Annotated in this window: 18 protein-coding genes; 6 read left to right on the plus strand and 12 right to left on the minus strand. The window is 55.0% G+C overall.

Features of this window, described 5'->3' with window-relative positions; translation table 11 throughout:
- The first annotated feature begins 34 nt into the window (after window positions 1-34).
- Genes Dvar_RS39190 through Dvar_RS39200 form a run of 3 tightly spaced genes read left to right on the plus strand, consistent with a single transcriptional unit; the run spans window position 35 to window position 2,241 of the window.
- A complete protein-coding gene (locus tag Dvar_RS39190; RefSeq protein WP_419658893.1) occupies window positions 35-1,282 on the plus strand; it encodes a type I glyceraldehyde-3-phosphate dehydrogenase in 1,248 nt (415 codons plus the stop codon).
- 13 nt (window positions 1,283-1,295) lie between these two features.
- Entirely contained in the window at window positions 1,296-1,481 is a 186-nt protein-coding gene (locus Dvar_RS39195) for a hypothetical protein (RefSeq protein WP_419658894.1), read from the plus strand.
- 4 nt (window positions 1,482-1,485) lie between these two features.
- On the plus strand, window positions 1,486-2,241 hold the full coding sequence (locus tag Dvar_RS39200) for a hypothetical protein (protein WP_419658895.1): 756 nt from the start codon (window positions 1,486-1,488) through the stop codon (window positions 2,239-2,241).
- 6 nt (window positions 2,242-2,247) lie between these two features.
- Here Dvar_RS39200 and thiM read toward each other — a convergent pair whose 3' ends face one another.
- The 5 genes from thiM to Dvar_RS39225 all read right to left on the minus strand — a co-directional run bounded on the left by thiM (window position 2,248) and on the right by Dvar_RS39225 (window position 6,127).
- Complete coding sequence (gene thiM / locus Dvar_RS39205) at window positions 2,248-3,048, minus strand: hydroxyethylthiazole kinase (protein ID WP_419658896.1); 801 nt, start codon at window positions 3,046-3,048, stop codon at window positions 2,248-2,250.
- A gap of 2 nt (window positions 3,049-3,050) precedes the next feature.
- Window positions 3,051-3,818 carry a superoxide dismutase gene (locus Dvar_RS39210; RefSeq protein ID WP_419658897.1) on the minus strand — a complete coding sequence of 256 codons (768 nt, stop codon included), beginning with the start codon at window positions 3,816-3,818 and terminating at the stop codon, window positions 3,051-3,053.
- A gap of 130 nt (window positions 3,819-3,948) precedes the next feature.
- Window positions 3,949-4,440 (minus strand): tRNA (cytidine(34)-2'-O)-methyltransferase, encoded by a 492-nt coding sequence (locus tag Dvar_RS39215; protein ID WP_419658898.1) that lies wholly within the window; start codon window positions 4,438-4,440, stop codon window positions 3,949-3,951.
- Between the two features lie 16 nt (window positions 4,441-4,456).
- Window positions 4,457-5,788, minus strand: coding sequence for a M48 family metalloprotease (locus Dvar_RS39220; protein ID WP_419658899.1), 1,332 nt, complete (start codon window positions 5,786-5,788; stop codon window positions 4,457-4,459).
- A 21-nt stretch (window positions 5,789-5,809) separates the two neighbouring features.
- Window positions 5,810-6,127 carry a zinc ribbon domain-containing protein gene (locus Dvar_RS39225; protein WP_419658900.1) on the minus strand — a complete coding sequence of 106 codons (318 nt, stop codon included), beginning with the start codon at window positions 6,125-6,127 and terminating at the stop codon, window positions 5,810-5,812.
- Window positions 6,128-6,350: 223 nt separating this feature from the next.
- Here Dvar_RS39225 and Dvar_RS39230 point away from each other — a divergent pair, with 223 nt between their 5' ends.
- Both Dvar_RS39230 and Dvar_RS39235 read left to right on the plus strand, forming a co-directional pair.
- Window positions 6,351-7,193, plus strand: coding sequence for an amidohydrolase family protein (locus Dvar_RS39230; RefSeq protein WP_419658901.1), 843 nt, complete (start codon window positions 6,351-6,353; stop codon window positions 7,191-7,193).
- A gap of 111 nt (window positions 7,194-7,304) precedes the next feature.
- Window positions 7,305-7,523: a tautomerase family protein gene (locus Dvar_RS39235; RefSeq protein ID WP_419658902.1), complete on the plus strand. Its 219-nt coding sequence runs from the start codon at window positions 7,305-7,307 to the stop codon at window positions 7,521-7,523.
- Window positions 7,524-7,642: 119 nt separating this feature from the next.
- Here the strand turns inward: Dvar_RS39235 and Dvar_RS39240 are convergent, their stop codons facing one another.
- Entirely contained in the window at window positions 7,643-7,882 is a 240-nt protein-coding gene (locus Dvar_RS39240) for a 4Fe-4S binding protein (RefSeq protein WP_419658903.1), read from the minus strand.
- Window positions 7,883-8,029: 147 nt separating this feature from the next.
- Here Dvar_RS39240 and Dvar_RS39245 point away from each other — a divergent pair, with 147 nt between their 5' ends.
- Window positions 8,030-9,394: a multiheme c-type cytochrome gene (locus Dvar_RS39245; RefSeq protein WP_419658904.1), complete on the plus strand. Its 1,365-nt coding sequence runs from the start codon at window positions 8,030-8,032 to the stop codon at window positions 9,392-9,394.
- Between the two features lie 274 nt (window positions 9,395-9,668).
- On the opposite strand, the gene Dvar_RS39250 is transcribed toward Dvar_RS39245, so the two are convergent.
- From Dvar_RS39250 to Dvar_RS39275, 6 genes are all read right to left on the minus strand, one after another.
- Entirely contained in the window at window positions 9,669-10,370 is a 702-nt protein-coding gene (locus Dvar_RS39250) for a hypothetical protein (RefSeq protein ID WP_419658905.1), read from the minus strand.
- Between the two features lie 619 nt (window positions 10,371-10,989).
- Entirely contained in the window at window positions 10,990-11,628 is a 639-nt protein-coding gene (locus Dvar_RS39255) for an FKBP-type peptidyl-prolyl cis-trans isomerase (RefSeq protein WP_419664227.1), read from the minus strand.
- A 246-nt stretch (window positions 11,629-11,874) separates the two neighbouring features.
- On the minus strand, window positions 11,875-12,813 hold the full coding sequence (gene draG, locus Dvar_RS39260) for an ADP-ribosyl-[dinitrogen reductase] hydrolase (protein ID WP_419658906.1): 939 nt from the start codon (window positions 12,811-12,813) through the stop codon (window positions 11,875-11,877).
- Between the two features lie 8 nt (window positions 12,814-12,821).
- Window positions 12,822-13,610, minus strand: coding sequence for an NAD(+)--dinitrogen-reductase ADP-D-ribosyltransferase (locus Dvar_RS39265; RefSeq protein WP_419658907.1), 789 nt, complete (start codon window positions 13,608-13,610; stop codon window positions 12,822-12,824).
- A 1-nt stretch (window position 13,611) separates the two neighbouring features.
- Window positions 13,612-15,228: an HAD-IA family hydrolase gene (locus tag Dvar_RS39270; RefSeq protein WP_419658908.1), complete on the minus strand. Its 1,617-nt coding sequence runs from the start codon at window positions 15,226-15,228 to the stop codon at window positions 13,612-13,614.
- A gap of 4 nt (window positions 15,229-15,232) precedes the next feature.
- Entirely contained in the window at window positions 15,233-16,885 is a 1,653-nt protein-coding gene (locus Dvar_RS39275) for an AMP-binding protein (protein ID WP_419658909.1), read from the minus strand.
- Between the last annotated feature and the right edge of the window lies 1 nt (window position 16,886).

Here is a 16,886-nt window from a genome sequence, read left to right on the forward strand (position 1 = left end):
GGCGCGTTACCGGCTATACTCGGAGAAAAATGCAATGAATGAAGGACAAATGAAAATCGGCATCAATGGCCTTGGCCGAATCGGCAAGCTTTGCGTGTGGCATCACGTAGGACGCCGTTACTTCAGTGAAATCGTAGTTAATATCGGACGCCAGGCAGGCACCGGTCTGGCCGATGTGGCCCATTACCTGGAACGTGACTCCACCTATGGCAGCCTGCATGCATTTTTGCATGGCCACAGTGCCGCCCCGGTCATTGAAGCGATGGACGAGAAGGCCGGGACCATGATGATTGATGGGATTCCCGTACGAATTCTGAGAAGTGCCCGCAACCCCCAGGCCATCGATTGGAAAGCCAATGATGTGTCCCTGGTGGTGGATACCACCGGCCAATTCCTCGACCCGACCCTGCCGGCCGATCACGCCAAGGGTTCGGCCCGGGGGCATCTGGAATCCGGGGCCGAAAAAGTGGTGGTCTCCGCACCGTTTAAAATCAAGCAGGAAGGCGCCCAGATGCCCGAAGATGCCATCACCACGGTGATGGGCATCAATGCCAACGATTACGACCCGCGGCGCCACCGCATCATTTCCAATGCCTCGTGCACAACCACCTGTCTGGCGCATATGATGAAGCCGCTGCTCAACGCCTTCGGGGCCAAACGGATCCTGTCGGCGTCCATGGCCACGGTGCACGCGGCCACCGGTTCCCAGCAGGTACTGGATCGCCTGCCCAAATCCGGCAAGACCGACCTGCGTAAAAACCGGTCGATCCTGAACAATATTATTCTCACCTCCACGGGCGCGGCCAAGGCGCTTCGACTGGTGATCCCCGAGATGGAGCATATCGGTTTCATTGCCGAGTCAGTGCGTGTGCCGGTCAGCGCAGGCTCCCTGATCATCCTGGTGCTGGGCATCCAGGAAAGTCCCTCCGAAAAGCCGATCAACCGCCATATGATCAATGACGTCTACGAGCAGGCCGCCCAACTGGACCCCAATAATTATCTCCAATACACGGAAAAACAAAACGTCTCCGGTGATATCCTCGGCGACCCGCGGGCGGCAGCGGTAATCGAAGGCGATGAGACCCATACCCGCACCGCAGACCTGACCCTGGATCTGGCCAGCATCCCCGGCTTTTCCAAAGCGGTGCTGGACAGCCTGCCCGACACAGTGGTGCGCGCCCCCGTGACCCAGGCGGTGATCTATGGCTGGTACGACAATGAAATGGCCAGCTATGTGAATATGCTGGGAGACCGCACGGTAAGCATTGCCGAACACATGTAATGTGGATGAATAGATGACCCAACCAGCCGATCCCAAAGAAAAGGCGTGTATTTGCATTGATATTCCGGATGCCTTGTTTCATCGTGTTGAGGAATACTGCAAGAGCAAAGGGATATCCACGGACGAATTCATTTTTGATGCGATCAGTGACAAGCTGCTTTCCGTTCATCGGGAAAAGCGCCGGAAACCCAGGCTTTGAACCGATGTGGCACCCCAAAAAACACGGGGCCCATGATCAGGCAAACCTGTGCCCGGTCATGGACCCCGCATTTTATTTTGCAAAACGGCTGATGGTGGCGGCAGGTTGCCTGATGCTTATGGCAGCCTTTTCAGGCTGCAGCACACTGCGTGTCCACCAGATGCAGCGCCGCGCCGATCAGGGTGACGATGCCTGGATCATCGCCCAAACAATCGACTGTGACACCCCTTCCCCGGCATGCGGCCAGCTGCACCGGATCAAGGGCAACGCCTGTTTGCGCCTGGCCCGGCGAGGCACAAAACCGGCCACCTTTTATACCTGTGCATCGGATGAACTGGCCAAGGCCATGGCCTTGACCCCCACCTGGGATAATTTGGACGAGCAGTTTGAAACCGCTGAGCGATACTGCAACGCCTTGGACGGGTTGCAGCATCTGCAATCCGGGAAAGCTGCCGACACCACCCGGGATCGGCTATTGGACGCCGCCCAACACCTTTATCAACTGGCACCGGGCAGCGTTCCAGCAATATACTACATGTCCATCGCCCAGTTGAGACAACTGACGCCCAGGCTGGAAACGCTCAACGCAGCCGATCGCCTGCCCGTCTGCAGCCGCCTCAAGCGCACGGTCAACCAGGTCCTCTCGCTGATGGAAACCGCCAGGCGCGAACGATTGCCGGATTGGGATCGGTTTGCCGAGCGCTATCAGCGCCTGGCCTTTGATTTGGGGGCGGCCATGCATGCCGCCGAATGCCGCTAAGGGTGGCTATTGAATACTCAACAGGCGATTAATCTCATCCTGACCTGCCGCATACAGGCTATCCAGAAACGCCGTGAAAAAACTTCCCGGCCGGTCGCTGATACCGGCGGCCAGCTCGCCGCAAAGGCCGTAAAAACCGAATGCTGCGGCCGTGGCCGTCAATCGGTCGACATCCCCGGCCACGGCGCAAAAGGCACCCACCACAGCCGACAAGCCGCAACCCAGACCGGTCACCCGGGTCATCAGGGGCACACCATTGCCGGCCCACAGCGACCGCTCGCCGTCGGTGATCAGATCCTTCTCACCGGAAATGGCCACAACGCAGCCGTGCTGCCGGGCAATGGCCCCGGCCGCATCAACCGCCCCCCCGGACAGGGATAATGAGGAATCCACGCCCTTGGTTTTTACCTTTTCATCGGCCAGGCTGAGCACTTCCGAAGCATTGCCCCGAATAACGGCAACGTCCGCTTCCCGGAGAATTCTCAGGGCCGTACGGGTCCGGTAGGCCGTCGCACCGGAACCGACCGGATCCAGGATTACGGGGATGCCGCGTCCGTTGGCAGCCTGGGCGGCCAGCAGCATGGCCTCGATCCAGGCCTCGGACAAGGTGCCGATATTGATCACCAGGGTATGGGCCAGTCCGGCCATGTCCGCCACCTCCTGGCGGCTGTGAGCCATCACCGGGGATGCGCCCAGGGCAAGCAGGATATTGGCCGTGGGGTTCATGACCACAAAATTGGTGATATTGTGCACCAACGGCGCATCCTGTCTGATCTTACCGAGCAGCGTGATTGTCGTGGATTTCATGTTCATCCGTGCTGCCCTTCATCGGTCTCGGCATCCGCTTCTGCATCCGTTGCTTCGGGCAGTGCCTTGTCCAACTGCTCGGCCACGAATTCCCAGTTGGCCAGATTGTCCAGCACCCCCTGGACAAAATCCGTGCGCCGGTTCTGATAATCCAGGTAATAGGCGTGTTCCCACACATCCACGGTAAACAGCGGGGTCAGGCCGTGCGCCAGCGGGGTATCGGCATTGGCCGTGGCCACCACCGCCAGTTTGTCCCCATCTTTGACCAGCCACACCCAACCGCTGCCGAACTGGTCCTTGGCCGCCGTCAGAAAAACGATTTTGAAATCGTTGAACCCACCAAAGCTGGCATCGATCATCTCCGCCAGACGGCCCTGGGGCACCCCACCGCCCTCCGGCTTCAGGCATTTGAAGAAAAAGGCGTGATTCCAGGCCTGGGCGGCGTTGTTGAAAATGGCTGCTTTAGACGGATCATCGGCGGTCATCTTGATCACCGCCTCGGGGGTCTTGCCGCGAAATGCCCCGCCGCCGGTCAGCGCATTGGCATTTTTCACATACCCGGCATAATGCTTGTCATAATGAAACCCCATGGTCTCGGCACTGATAACAGGCGCAAGGGCGTCCTTTGCATAAGGCAGGGCCGCTTTGGTAAAAATCGATGACCCGCCGTCTTTGCCACACTGCACCAGAAACAGTGCAGCTACCGCGCAAGCCACCAGAACGGTTACGCCAAACACAGATTGTTTGTGGATCAACGCATGCTTTGCCATGGATTTTCTCCTCTTTTAAAAGTTTTCCTGAGTCGTTGGTTTTTTATTTTATATGGTCATTCCTGTTTATCGATCCTGGATCAAATCCGTATAAAAAGGTGTCATCATAACAGGGCGTCAACCCCGCGTTTCATGCCGGCGGCACCGGCCGCAGGCTCTCATACAGGGCAATCCCGGCCGCCGTGGACAGGTTCAAGGATCGAATCTCACCGGTGATGGGAATTCGAAAGCGGGCATCCGGGTAGCGGGAAAGAATATCTTCCGGCAGCCCGCCGGTCTCGGAACCAAAAATCAAAAACATTCGCGGCTGAACCGGCATTTCCCAGAAAATCCGGGACCCTTTTTTGGTAAACAGGGCCACTTCGCCTGCCGACGGATTGAATGCTTTTGCAAACGCCTCAAAACTGTCCCACAGGTCAAGGGAAACCCGATCCCAGTAATCCAGGCCGGCGCGTTTGACCTGGCGGCTGTCCAGGGAAAAGCCCAACGGGCGAATCAAATGCAGCCGGGCACCGGCCCCCAGGCAGGTGCGGCCGATATTACCGGTATTCCAGTGTATTTCTGGGGCCACCAACACCACGTGGCGTTCTTGTCGGTCATGGGAAAATGGATCGCTTGGCATTGGATTCTGTTATCGTCTACTTGGTGTAGCCCCACTCCTTGAGCCGCTTGGCCGCATACTGTGCCTGCTGTCCCTGGTTGACATGTTTCAGATAGGCACTGTATGCCTTGGCCGCATCCTGAATTTTCTGCATGCCCTCCAAAGACATCCCCTGGTAAAACGTCGTATTGGGATCACCGGGCAGGCGCTTCTCGTAAGTGGAAAAATCCTCAAAGGCTTCCTCGTATTGCTCGTTGCTGAACTTTGCAAACCCGCTGATGTGGTATGCCTGGGCTTCCGCCGGATAAACCTGCTTGGCCTTTTCCGCGTAGCGCTGGGCATCTTTGTTTTTCTTTTGCATCAACAAGCACTTGGACATGAGCAGCAAGCCCACATAGTCGTTGGGAGCCTCAGTTAAGGCCTGTTTGAAAAGGCCTTCGGCGTCCGTGTACTTTTCCTGACCCAGGGCCGCCTCGCCCTCCTGCATTTTTTTGACCGCGCCTTGTATTTTTCTCAAACCGGCTGTGTGATCCATGTAACGCTCCCGATGCAGGGGCTGCCCATCGAACTTCTGGTAGTCGTTTTTTGCCTCGGCGACGGCAGTCTTGTATCGTTCCGAGCTCATGGGGTGGGTGGCAAATAGCAGTTCCGTGGCACTGGCCTTGTGCTGGCTCATGCTGTTTAACATATCCATAAGCCCCACCATGCCCTGGGGGCCATAACCGGTGCGGGTCATGTATTCCATCCCCAGATGATCGGCCTGGCGTTCGTTGTCCCGGCTGTAGGACGCCAAAAGGGCCCCGGACCCCAGCTGCCCCAACTGCCCGGCAATATTGCCGGCACTGGACCCCACGGCCACACTGGTCAGGATGGTCAGGCCGCCCACGGCCGCATTGGCCACCTTGGCCTTGGACATACTGGCCGCCGTGTGGCGGGCGTTGACATGGCCCAGTTCGTGTCCAAGCAAAGCCGCCAATTCGGCTTCGTTCTCCAGATCAAGCAAAATCCCCCGCGTACAGGCAATGCTGCCCCCGGGAAAAGCATAGGCATTGACATAGTTGGCATTGACGCAGTGGAAATCATAGGGCATCTGGGGACGATGGGTCTTGGCGGCCATGGCTTTACCGGTGGTCTGGATATAATCCTGCAGCCGTTGATCCTGGACGGTTCCATAATCGGTGGAAAACTGCTGGGGAGAATACTGTTTATCGATGGCAATCTCCTCTTGTTCGTCCATGAGCATAAACTGGGATTTACCCGTCACCGGATTGGTGGCACACCCCAATGCCAGGTTGGTGGCGGCTATGGACGTCATGATCAGAAATTGTCGTCGGCTCAGGCCATTGACGGCTCTTTTGGAAACACGCATATTCACCTCGATATACAGTATTTATGCCCGCTGCCCGCAGTGGGGGCAATACTTGAATGAACTGTCAAAGGTTCGTTTGCAGGCCACGCATACGGTTTCCTCCCCGGATGGAGGCACCACCGGTCCTGCAGCGTCCTCAAAATCATCCACCGGCCGCTGGCAATGCTCACAAAGCAAAAAAGGTTCCCCCCGTTTGACCGGAATCAAAGGAATAAAAAACAGACTCAGATAGTGGTCCACCCGTGTGGCATACGCCTGCGTCAACCCGCATACCGGGCAGCGCTGCGGGTTCTCGTCCAGTCGTCTGGTTTTGGGTTGAATGCCGGCAATCAAAAACATGACAAAATAACTTTTTCTGAACGGTTGTAAGCGTGGACTGTATTGTATAAGAAAACAACACAGAGTCAACCTATAGTGTTTAAGATAATGTTTTTGGCAAGGCCTTAAGGGAGGAAGCTGTATAATCCATATCGCTTTCGACCGATAACACAGCCCAAAAACATTATCTTGAATGCTATACAAACCAAACCTAAGCCAAAACATCCTAAAAAGGAGCAACGGCATGATTATCGATTTTCACGTGCACACCTTTCCAGCTGAAATAAGAGATCACCGGGATCGCTTTTTCGATGACGAGCCCGAATTCAAACTGTTGTACGAATCGCCCAAATCCAAACTGGTGTCCGCCGCCGACATCGTCGCCATGATGGATGAGCAACAGGTGGACATGTCGGTGGTGTTTGGCTTTCCCTGGCGCAACCCCGAGACCTGCAAGCTCAACAATGATTATGTGATCGATGTGGTCAGCCGTTACCCGGATCGCCTGCGGGGCATGTGCTGTGTGGACAGCCTTAATCCCGAGGCCGCCCAGGAGGTCGAACGCTGCCTGGAGGCCGGCCTGTCCGGCGTGGGAGAGCTGGCCTTTTACGGCTGCGGCATCGACGGCGAATGCCAGATGAGCCTGGATCCCATCATGGATCTGTGCCGAGAGCGCGATGTGCCCGTACTGCTGCACACCAATGAGGAGGTCGGCCATCTGTATCCGGGCAAAACCCCCAACACCATGATCCAGATCTACGAAACCGTTTCCCGCTTTCCAGACAACACCATTGTCCTGGCGCACTGGGGGGGCGGCATCTTCTTCTATCATCTGCTGAAAAAAGCCGTTAAAGAGACGCTCAAAAATGTCTATTACGACACCGCGGCCTCACCGTTTCTCTATGACAGCCGCATCTACCAATACGCCAAGGATCTGGTGGGCATCGACAAGGTACTGCTGGGCACGGACTACCCGTTGCTCAAACCAGCCCGCTATTTCAAGGAAATGACCGAGGGGGGACTGGATGAGGCCGACCGGCAGATCGTGTGTGGGGACAATGCCGCCCGTCTGCTCAAACTGAAATAGGCGGTGATAGGGGCGACCGGCCGGTCGCCCCTTAGAGCCTTTTTCATACTAGCTAAATGACCATTGCCCAGCTGTATTTGCAAAACCGTCTTGACCTGAAAAGGAAATCCAATGCCGATCGTTACCATCAAACTGGCCAAAGGCCGCGACCTTGAGACAAAACGCAAACTCGTCGACGCCCTGACCGACGTCGTGGTCAACACCCTGGATGTCAAGCCGGAGTGGGTGACGGTATTGATCGATGAGTTTGACCGGGAAAATTGGTCCACCGCCGGGCAACTGCATAGTGATCGGTTTGGCGATGGGCACGGCAAACAAGGCAGCTCTTGATCAAATTGACTAGTGAACATACATAGTAGCAGGCAAATAGCGCCGCGATATCGAAAAACGGAATGATGCAATGTGCCTTCGTCTTTTAAGAAAAAAAACACCCCAGTGCAGACACCGTTTCATGCGCCGAGATGCTTCATGCCAATGGCATCAAGTGGGCAGGCCTCGATACAGTCCCAGCATCCCATGCACATGTCCTGAAAAACCATCGGGGCTTCAAATGGGCCGTCCAATTGCTTGATCACCTTGTGTTCACACGCCGGCACGGCCGGGCAAAGGCCCTTGTCAGGGTCGCAGGTTTTCGGATCGCATCGTTCATAGTCTATGGTGGCAAATGATTTTTTGGACTGCAGGCTCATGTTTATCCTTTATTTATAGTTTTGACAAATCCACCGTTACCAGATAATCGTATCCTTGTTTTCAATCCAGCTCGCGTTTGTCCTTCACGTTGATTTATCTTGAAACAGGGCCTTGCCCCCATGAAAAAATGGAGACGGACACAAAAAATGACAGCCCTGCAAAGCCATAAGCATCTTGTAATAGCGGCGTTGATGATCGCCTCGGTCGTCCTGGCAATTGTATATCGGGTTTACATGAATCCGGAACAAAAAGAAACGCCCCCAACCTATTCCATCGACCGGTTTATCGCCCCAGATACCTGTGGCGGCTGCCACTCGGATATTTTCGCCCAGTGGGAGCGGTCAACCCACCACCTTTCGCATACGGACACGGTTTATCTGGGTGTTTCGGATTTCCTGCGCGAAAGCCTGAATGATCCGGACGAAATCAAGGAAGCCGAGGCCTGTGTGAAATGCCATACGCCGGTTGGCGTGATTACCGGCTATCCGACCAAGTCTTCAGATGACAGAAGCAAAATCCCGGAGCTTGCCCAAATGGGCATTCAATGCGATTACTGCCACAGCGCCACTGGGGCCCGTAAAATATACAACAACGGCCTTACCGTCGAGCCAGGGCATGGCGAAGACGACCCGGGGGTCAAGAGAGGCCCCTTCAAGGACTCGGAATCGGATTACCACGAAACCGCCTACTCCGCATTCCACACCAATGCAGAAATATGCGGGACGTGCCACAATGTCAAGCATGTGGTCTTCGAAACGGACCTGGAAACCACCTACACCGAATGGAAAAACGGCCCATATTACTCGGATGATCCTAAAAAACGCGTTACCTGCCAGGGCTGTCATATGGTTCAACGGCCCGGTGTGCCGGCAACGGGAAACACCCAAAGACCGGCCAACCCCGGACAGGCCGTCGATGACGGCCCGCAACGGGAGCACATCTTCACGCACTATTTTGTCGGCGCCAATGCCTATCTGCCCATGCTCAATGGTGATGCGGAAAAATCGCAAATGGCCATCGAGCGCCTTGAGAACACGGCAACGCTTGGCATCGACAAGACCCAGCTGGATGATCACAAACTGACCATCGAGGTGAGAAATACCGGCGCCGGCCATTATCTGCCCACGGGCATGACCGAAATGCGCCAGATGTGGCTTGAAATTGTCGTCAAGGATAAAAAAGGAAAGACCGTTTATGCTTCCGGCGTCAGGGATAAAAATAACTATCTGCCGGCGGATACGATCATTTTCAATACCGTATTCGGTGACGGCAAGGGAAATCCTGTGGAAAATATTGCCAAGGCCCGCGAGATTCTCAAGGACAAACGGGTTCCCCCTCGGCAGTCCCTGTTTGAAACCATCCCATTGCCTACGGGAAAGCTAAAAGGCGGCAAGGTCAAGGCAACCCTGTTTTACCGCAGCGCCGCTCAAGCGTTGCTGGACAAGGCCACAGGCAAAGGCAAGCATCAGCTGCCAATTATAAAGATGGCCGAGGTTCAGGCCAGACTTTAGAGCCTGTTTGATAAATCCGTCTAAGGCCCGCTAACGGCGTTGGAACGTGTCTCAAAATGCTCACATATTACATATATGCTCCGCTTTTGAGGCACTTTTCGCCTTGTTATCAGGCCTGATCCAGACTTCTCAAACATGCTCTTAATTTTTTAACGCGAACGGTACGTGTGAGGAAGCGATAAAGAAAAGGCGCTAAATAAGTATCATAGCGCCTTTTGAAACTGAATGTTTTGGAGAAATCGTGGATAATGGCCGGGGGCATGATCGCTTGCGTTTATTGTTTATATCCTTTTAAAGATAACCGACTGGAACCGCCGAACAAAATAGCAATCAACGTATCATTGTCTTTAATCTCCGCCAAGCCACTGTATTGCCCCGCCGCATCGCATTGGGATAAATCTAATTCCAGGCCATAGAGACTGTGTTCAGAATCAAGGATGGAAAAAGTGCCCGAGACTTGACACTCGTCACAAAATGTTCCGGTTAGGCTGCCGAGCTTGTCAATGGAATAAGTACTCTGATCAGAAACATACTCTCCTGATAAAAGTTCAAATGACGAAGACCTGTTATAACGAACACTGTCGAACGCCAGTGTTATATCTCCCGTATTACCATCAGAAGTCGTAAAGGTTGCACTGATCTGATTTTGTTCTGATGCGCTACCAGTAATCTCAATATCTATACCAACACCTTGAATACTTGCCGAGAAGTTATCATCCACATTAGACAAAGAGTAATCCCCTGAATAAAGGTCACTATTTTCGTCAACACCGTAAATTTCGCCATCATTCATAAAAAACATTATTTTTGTGTCGCTCTGTCCATAACTGCCGGACCAAATACCATCAAGACTCACGTTGTTTGTTTCTGGCTCCCCCCCTTCGTCATCGTCTCCCCCGCATGCAAAAAACGTCATCGAAATGATAAGAAACAGAAAAAGCCCTTTCCCAAGAAACCGCCTGCTCATTTTAATCATTTTCCACCTTTCTGAGTCGCCAAATTAACCATCACTGAACAGTTAGCAAAGCCAATGCAATATCAATAAATTGATACACGCCGGCCATCATCCAGAAATCATGAGATCACCATGACCGCCTGAAAGATCATGCTTTTATTTGGTAAGTTTGATTTGCATGAGAAATAGCGACAGACTTTTGCGACCAGAGCAGCAACAATATCAGAAGGAGTACAGGCCAGACAAACGACATAAAACAACAACTCGACTCGAAGCGAATTTCTCTTTTAGAAATCATCGGATTCAACATCCGCCTATTTTCTATTTTGATCATCATGCAAAATTCAGGCGTTAAGCGAGAATCAAAGCCAACCTTCAAGCAGAAAACAAGCCAATTCCAAAAAAAGAAAAGCGGGATGAGACAAATATAATATAAAAATAATTGCCTATACGTTGATAAAAGTCGGCGGGTCTTGACAAGAAGCCATAAATCAGGACAAAATTTTCCCTCCGATTGTGCAACATTTAACACGATGAGAAATAAATGTAACAATTTATCCACATCAAGCACTAGCGTGACTGAAACGTTGAAGGCATCCACCCCCAATTGGGGTGGATGCCGGCGAAGCGATCCTTACTGTTACTTAATCGAAATCAGTTCGACGTCGAAAATGAGTGTCGCATTGGGACCGATTGTCTGTCCCGCACCACGCTCGCCGTAGGCCAGTTCCCCCGGAATGAAGAGTTGCCATTTGGCCCCCGCCTTCATCAGCTGCAATGCCTCGGTCCAACCGGGAATCACACCGTTGACGGAAAAAGTCGCCGGCTGACCGCGCTTGTACGAGCTGTCGAACTCCCGCCCGTCGATCAGGGTACCGCGGTAATTGACGGTAACGGTATCCGTCGGAGTCGGATTTTTGCCCTTACCCTTGGTCAAAATTTTGTACTGCAGGCCGCTGGGCAGGGTAACGACACCATCCTTCTTGGCATTCTCGGCCAGAAACGCCGCACCTTCTTTCGCGTTCTTTTCGCCGATGACTTTCATTTGCGCCTGTTGGGCGGCCATTTGCTCCTGCTGGAATTTTCTTAGGACATCTTGGATTTGCGCTTCGGTCATCAACATCTCATCGCCAGCCATCGCGTCCTTGATCCCCTGAATGAGTATATCCGGGTTGATATCAAGTTGCTGACGGGAAAAATCATTGCCGATTCGGGTACCGATCGAATAACTGATCTTATCCCGGGTGCTTGTCAGATCAATCTTTTTTTCCTCGGCCATGCCGTCAACGGTTATGAGAAATAATACCAAAACGGCACCGATCATCTTTTTCATCAAGGGTTCCTTTCATTCATAAAATTGGATTAAAACCTTACTGTAAAGCCATAATCCTAAAAGAGGCCACAGACTTCTTTTCTACGTATTCGGCAACAGGCAAGCGATGGTTCCGCCCCATCCCAACTGTTTCCTTATTATTGATCAAGGATTGGCAAATTGAGCGAGGGTTCACACAAAAAAGCAAGCCGGCTATCGCTGGGCAGCCGCCATCGGCGAGGCGTTTATCAGATGATCAGCCAGATCCGTTGCTTCTTCGCGCACGGCGCGGTCCAACCGCCGAAGCCAGCGCCGGGGCAGGCTCTGGATGCCGTAAAAAGCCCCGGCGATCATGCCGGCGATGGCGCCGGTGGTGTCGGCATCGCCGCCCTGGTTGACCACGCCGATCAGACAGTCCTCGAAGCTGCTGGTGTTGAAAAAATAATGAAAAACCGTCTGCATGGTGTCCACTACATAGGCGGTGCTGTTTCCCAGGTAAGGACGATAGCGAAACGTGCGGTGGGTCGCCACCAGATTGCCGGCAATGGTTTTCAATGCCTCCCGCGATGCCCCAGTCATGGCCTGCTGGACCATCCGGCCAACGGCGATGCAGGCCGCATCGGAAAGCGGGTGATTGTGAGTCAGACGGGCCTGCTCTACCGCCCAGGTTTCAAGCAGCCGGTCATCTCCCACCGTTCCCAGGGCCACCGGCACCATGCGCATGACGCCGCCGTTGCCGGCATCCCATTCGTTATACGGCACTTCCAGGATGCCTTTGTGCATGAAATCGCCAATCCCACGGGCGCAGGTGGCGCCGATATCCACCGGCCGGCTCTTCATCCAGGCCACAAAATTCTCGGCAATGGCGGTCAGGTTCCATCCCCCTGAATCCCGCATGGCCCGGGCGATACAAAGCGACATTTGGGTATCGTCGGTCACCTGGCCGGGTTTCAAATGCAGCCAACCGCCACCGACAATCTTTTTGAGCGTCCCGTATTTGGCCCGAATTTCCATGGGGGTCATGAACTCCGTGGTGGCGCCCAGGGCATCGCCGAGGGCCACGCCCAGAAAGGCCGCCCTGGCACGCTGCGCGATCTCCGGCCACGGCAACGGGTTCTCATTTTCTTCTTCAGGTAAGATGGAATCGCTCATCCAGTTCCTCAATACAAGCGCAGCACGACATCGTATTCACCACCGATCACCAGCACCTCCTCTTCCCCCTGGAGAATACCGGCATGCAGGAATGCGCCGTCAAAAAAAATCTTGGGAATCGGCACCTGCACTTCGATGACCATGGTACCGAACTCCCATGCTCGCTCGAAATCACGGGTAAAAGAGTTCAGGTTGTTGAGCTGCAACGTGGCGTGGTGTTTGTCCGCCTGCTCGATGATCGTGTGTTCGGCAAAATCGTACACCCCCCGGTAAAGCGTCATATGGGTGCGCTCCGGATCACGGCGCGAAAGCTCATACTGCACGAATTCGTACAAAAGGTCCAGCTGGGAAAAAATGGCGTTGGTACGGGCGGCTGCATTCAATCGGTCACGCATGTAATCCAGGTAGGCGTCGCTCTTGCGGTCCATGATCCGTGTGCGGTGAAAGGTGGGGGGGATGCCAAGGCGGCTTTCCACCCAGCCCTTCATTACCGCACCTTCGACTGAGTTGGAATCGTATAGCCATCCCCGTAGAAAACGCAGGTAACTGTTCTTGAGACTGAGCTGTCCACTGGGGTCTTTTTCCCGCCGCCACTGATGGAGATGAAAGGCCACCTCCATGTAATCCTCGTAGCTCCGGGCACGCTCCGCCCAGGTGTCCAGGCGATCCAGTATGGCGAAAAAGTGATGGTGGGTGGCACGGATTCCCTGGATGGACAGGGGCGTGGGGGCTTCATTGTACGCCCGGGAGGCGATCTCCCATGGCGGCAGGTTGCACATATTGGTTGACGGACGCATGTTAGGCAAACAACCGGGTAATCTCATCCACATCAAACCGGGGCCACGGCACCGACTGCCCATTTTCCAGGGCCTCGATTCCCGCGTCAGCGCTGGTGACCTCACCGATATCGGTAACAGCGATATTTGCCTTGTCCAGGTCGGCCATCAATTGCCGGGCGTGATGCGGACGGCAGCAGATCAACAGGCTGCCTGAACCGATGAGCCCCAGGGGATCGAGTCCCAGGATCTGGGCCATTCGCCGGGTCCGGGGATAGACCGGTATCCGTTCGCAAAGGATACGGATGCCCCTTCCGCCCGCCAGACTAAGTTCCATCAGCGCCGTGGCGATGCCGCCCTCGGTGACGTCGTGCAGTGCGGACACCCCGCCGTTGTCCCAGGCAATGCGGGCCTCGGGCAGGATGCTCAAAAGGGTTTGCAACGTCCGGCAGGCGTCGATCTCTTGTTCATCCATGCCTTTTTCCAGGAGCAGGTCTTTGAACTCCGTGGCAATGATGGCTGTCCCCTCCACGGCGACCCCCTTGGTCAACAGAACCCGGTCCCCGGGTGTCATGCGCTGTTTCTGAATCAGGTCATCGCGGGCAATGGTGCCGGTCAACATCCCGGTCACCACCGGCCGGCAGACCGCATCGGTAATTTCCGTGTGCCCGCCGCACAGGGTGATGTTCTGTGACTGGCAGGCCTCATGCAAATCGACAAAAATCAGCCGCACCTGAGACCTTGAAAAACCGCAGGGCAACAAAATCGTGGCCAGCATCCAGTGGGCCTCGGCACCGGCCGTAGCCAGGTCGTTGGCATTGATCAGGACGGCATAGCGGCCAATGGATTCAGTGGCAAAGGTGATGGGGTCGGTTTTGAGCACCAGCACCGTGTCCCCACCAATGGTCACCGCAGCCGTATCCTCACCCACCGACGGCCCCACAATCACCGAAGGATCGGTAATCCGATAGCGGGCCAACAGTTCAGCCAGGAAATCATTGGGCAGTTTTCCGGCCGGCAGGGGCGCGCCATCGGTAAGGAAAGGCTCCAGTTCCGCAAGCGTTTGGACGACGACGTGGGCCTCCAGATCCTTGGGAGACGGCCTTCCGTTGGTCAGATAAGCGGTCAGGGCGCCGGCCCGGCGGCCCGCCTGAATGTCGAAGAGAAAATCACCCACCATCAGGACGTGGGCCGGATCAACATTCAATCGACTGGCTGCCAGGCGCACCCCCTCCCCCGAAGGCTTGATCTTCACCGGATCTTCACGGGTGACCAGTACATCAATGTCGGCGATGGTGCATTCACTGAAATTTTCCAGGGCCCGCTCAACCGAGGCACGGCTGTTGCGGGTCAGAATCCCAATCGGCAGGCCGAGCTGCCGGATGCGGGCCAGGATCATTTCCGCACCGGTATTGGGCCGGGAGATGGCGGCCCCGGCCATTTCAAAGCGGTCCAGCTCCCGGGCCATATCCGCCCGGCGGACCGGGTCTGTCACCTGGGCCATGAACTCCAGCACAGGCGTATGGTCAGGACAGCCGATCGCCATCTTGATCACCGAGAAATCCAGTGCCCCGGGTTCTGTCAAGGTGCCGTCAAAATCAAACACAACGGCATCAATTCGGTAAGCGCCGACCATCATGGGATCAAGCACCGGATTCAGGAAAGTATTCCATGGAATTCTCTTGAAGCTTATACTTCTGGACCTTGCCGCTGGCGGTCAAAGGGAATTGGTCCACAAAAGCAACCCACTTGGGAATTTTGTAGCGGGCGATCTGGCCCCGACAAAAATCCTTCACGTCTTCGGCGGTGATATCGCTACCGGCCTTGCGGATGATAAAAGCGCCGACCTCTTCACCGTATTTCTGGCTGGGAATCCCCACCACCTGAACATCCGAGATCTCGTCCATGCGGTACAGAAACTCCTCAATCTCACGCGGGTAGATATTCTCGCCGCCGCGGATGATCATATCCTTGTGCCGGCCGGTAATGGCCAGGTAGCCGTCTTCATCCAACACGCCCAGGTCGCCGGAATGCAGCCAACCTTGATCATCAATGGCCTTGGCCGTGGCTTCGGGCATTTTATAGTAGCCCTTCATCACACTGTAGCCCCGGCAGCAGACCTCGCCCTGCTCGCCGGGCGGCAGGAGTTCGCCGGTGTCCGGATTGACAACCTTGACCTCGATCTGAGGCATGGCCCGGCCCACGGTCTCGGTGCGCCGCCGGATGTCGTCATCGGGCAGGGTCTGGGTCATGACCGGAGAATTTTCGGTCAGGCCGTAGCAGATGGTGACTTCGCTCATGTTCAAACGGTCGATGACCTGGCGCATCACCTGCACCGGGCATGGCGAGCCGGCCATGATGCCGGTGCGCAGCGAAGAAAAATCAAATTTGTCGAACAACTTGTGCTCCAGCACGGCAATGAACATGGTGGGCACGCCGTAAAGGGCGGTGCAGTGCTCCTGCTCCACCGAGGCCATGACCTGCACCGGATCGAATTTTTCAAGGATCACCATGGCCGCACCGTGGGTCACGATGGCCAGCACCCCCAGCACACACCCAAAACAGTGAAACAACGGCACCGGCAGGCACACCCGGTCCTTTTCGGTAAAACGCTGATTTTCACCGATCCAGAATCCGTTGTTGCCGATGTTGTAGTGCGACAGCATGACCCCCTTGGGAAATCCGGTGGTGCCGGAGGTGTACTGCATGTTGACCACGTCATGGGGATCGAGCTCGGCCTGGCGGCCCAGGTACTGATCGTCGCTGATCATGGATTCCAGGGCCATAATCTCGGGAATGCTGTACATGCCGCGATGTTTTTCCTGGCCCAGAAAACAGACCCGCTTGAGGTGCGGGAAGCGATCGGTTTGCAGGCGACCGCGCTCCTGGGTCTTGAGCTCCGGCACCAGATCATAAACAGTCTGGATGTAATCGGTATCCTGGTATCCGTCGATGATAAAAAGCGTCTGTGTGTCGGACTGTTCCAACAGGTAGGCCAGCTCAGCGGTTTTATAGTTGGTGTTGACCGTCAGCAAAACCGCACCGATCTTGGCCGTGGCAAACTGCAGGGCCACCCAGTAGGGGATATTGGTGGCCCACACGGCCACTTTTTCGTCTTTTTGAACGCCCAGTGCCATCAACCCCTTGGCCAGCTGGTCGACTACACGCGCAAATTCGTTGTAGGTCAGCCTGAAATCCCGGTCCACATAAACCAATGCATCGCGGTCGCCATGGGCGGCCACGATCCGATCCAGAATCTGCCCCAGCGTCAGGGACTGCAAATGCTCCGTTGCCATG

This window comes from Desulfosarcina variabilis str. Montpellier (assembly GCF_048565275.1).
Taxonomy (GTDB): Bacteria; Desulfobacterota; Desulfobacteria; order Desulfobacterales; family Desulfosarcinaceae; genus Desulfosarcina; species Desulfosarcina variabilis.

What these genes read in the sequence shown, in the direction of transcription:
- Dvar_RS39190 (WP_419658893.1), top strand. Translation starts at nt 35, where the DNA reads ATGAATGAAGGACAAATGAAAATCGGCATCAATGGCCTTGGCCGAATC.
- Dvar_RS39195 (WP_419658894.1), top strand. Translation starts at nt 1,296, where the DNA reads ATGACCCAACCAGCCGATCCCAAAGAAAAGGCGTGTATTTGCATTGAT.
- Dvar_RS39200 (WP_419658895.1), top strand. Translation starts at nt 1,486, where the DNA reads ATGTGGCACCCCAAAAAACACGGGGCCCATGATCAGGCAAACCTGTGC.
- thiM (WP_419658896.1), bottom strand. Translation starts at nt 3,048, where the DNA reads ATGAAATCCACGACAATCACGCTGCTCGGTAAGATCAGACAGGATGCG.
- Dvar_RS39210 (WP_419658897.1), bottom strand. Translation starts at nt 3,818, where the DNA reads ATGGCAAAGCATGCGTTGATCCACAAACAATCTGTGTTTGGCGTAACC.
- Dvar_RS39215 (WP_419658898.1), bottom strand. Translation starts at nt 4,440, where the DNA reads ATGCCAAGCGATCCATTTTCCCATGACCGACAAGAACGCCACGTGGTG.
- Dvar_RS39220 (WP_419658899.1), bottom strand. Translation starts at nt 5,788, where the DNA reads ATGCGTGTTTCCAAAAGAGCCGTCAATGGCCTGAGCCGACGACAATTT.
- Dvar_RS39225 (WP_419658900.1), bottom strand. Translation starts at nt 6,127, where the DNA reads ATGTTTTTGATTGCCGGCATTCAACCCAAAACCAGACGACTGGACGAG.
- Dvar_RS39230 (WP_419658901.1), top strand. Translation starts at nt 6,351, where the DNA reads ATGATTATCGATTTTCACGTGCACACCTTTCCAGCTGAAATAAGAGAT.
- Dvar_RS39235 (WP_419658902.1), top strand. Translation starts at nt 7,305, where the DNA reads ATGCCGATCGTTACCATCAAACTGGCCAAAGGCCGCGACCTTGAGACA.
- Dvar_RS39240 (WP_419658903.1), bottom strand. Translation starts at nt 7,882, where the DNA reads ATGAGCCTGCAGTCCAAAAAATCATTTGCCACCATAGACTATGAACGA.
- Dvar_RS39245 (WP_419658904.1), top strand. Translation starts at nt 8,030, where the DNA reads ATGACAGCCCTGCAAAGCCATAAGCATCTTGTAATAGCGGCGTTGATG.
- Dvar_RS39250 (WP_419658905.1), bottom strand. Translation starts at nt 10,370, where the DNA reads ATGATTAAAATGAGCAGGCGGTTTCTTGGGAAAGGGCTTTTTCTGTTT.
- Dvar_RS39255 (WP_419664227.1), bottom strand. Translation starts at nt 11,628, where the DNA reads ATGGCCGAGGAAAAAAAGATTGATCTGACAAGCACCCGGGATAAGATC.
- draG (WP_419658906.1), bottom strand. Translation starts at nt 12,813, where the DNA reads ATGAGCGATTCCATCTTACCTGAAGAAGAAAATGAGAACCCGTTGCCG.
- Dvar_RS39265 (WP_419658907.1), bottom strand. Translation starts at nt 13,610, where the DNA reads ATGCGTCCGTCAACCAATATGTGCAACCTGCCGCCATGGGAGATCGCC.
- Dvar_RS39270 (WP_419658908.1), bottom strand. Translation starts at nt 15,228, where the DNA reads ATGATGGTCGGCGCTTACCGAATTGATGCCGTTGTGTTTGATTTTGAC.
- Dvar_RS39275 (WP_419658909.1), bottom strand. Translation starts at nt 16,885, where the DNA reads ATGGCAACGGAGCATTTGCAGTCCCTGACGCTGGGGCAGATTCTGGAT.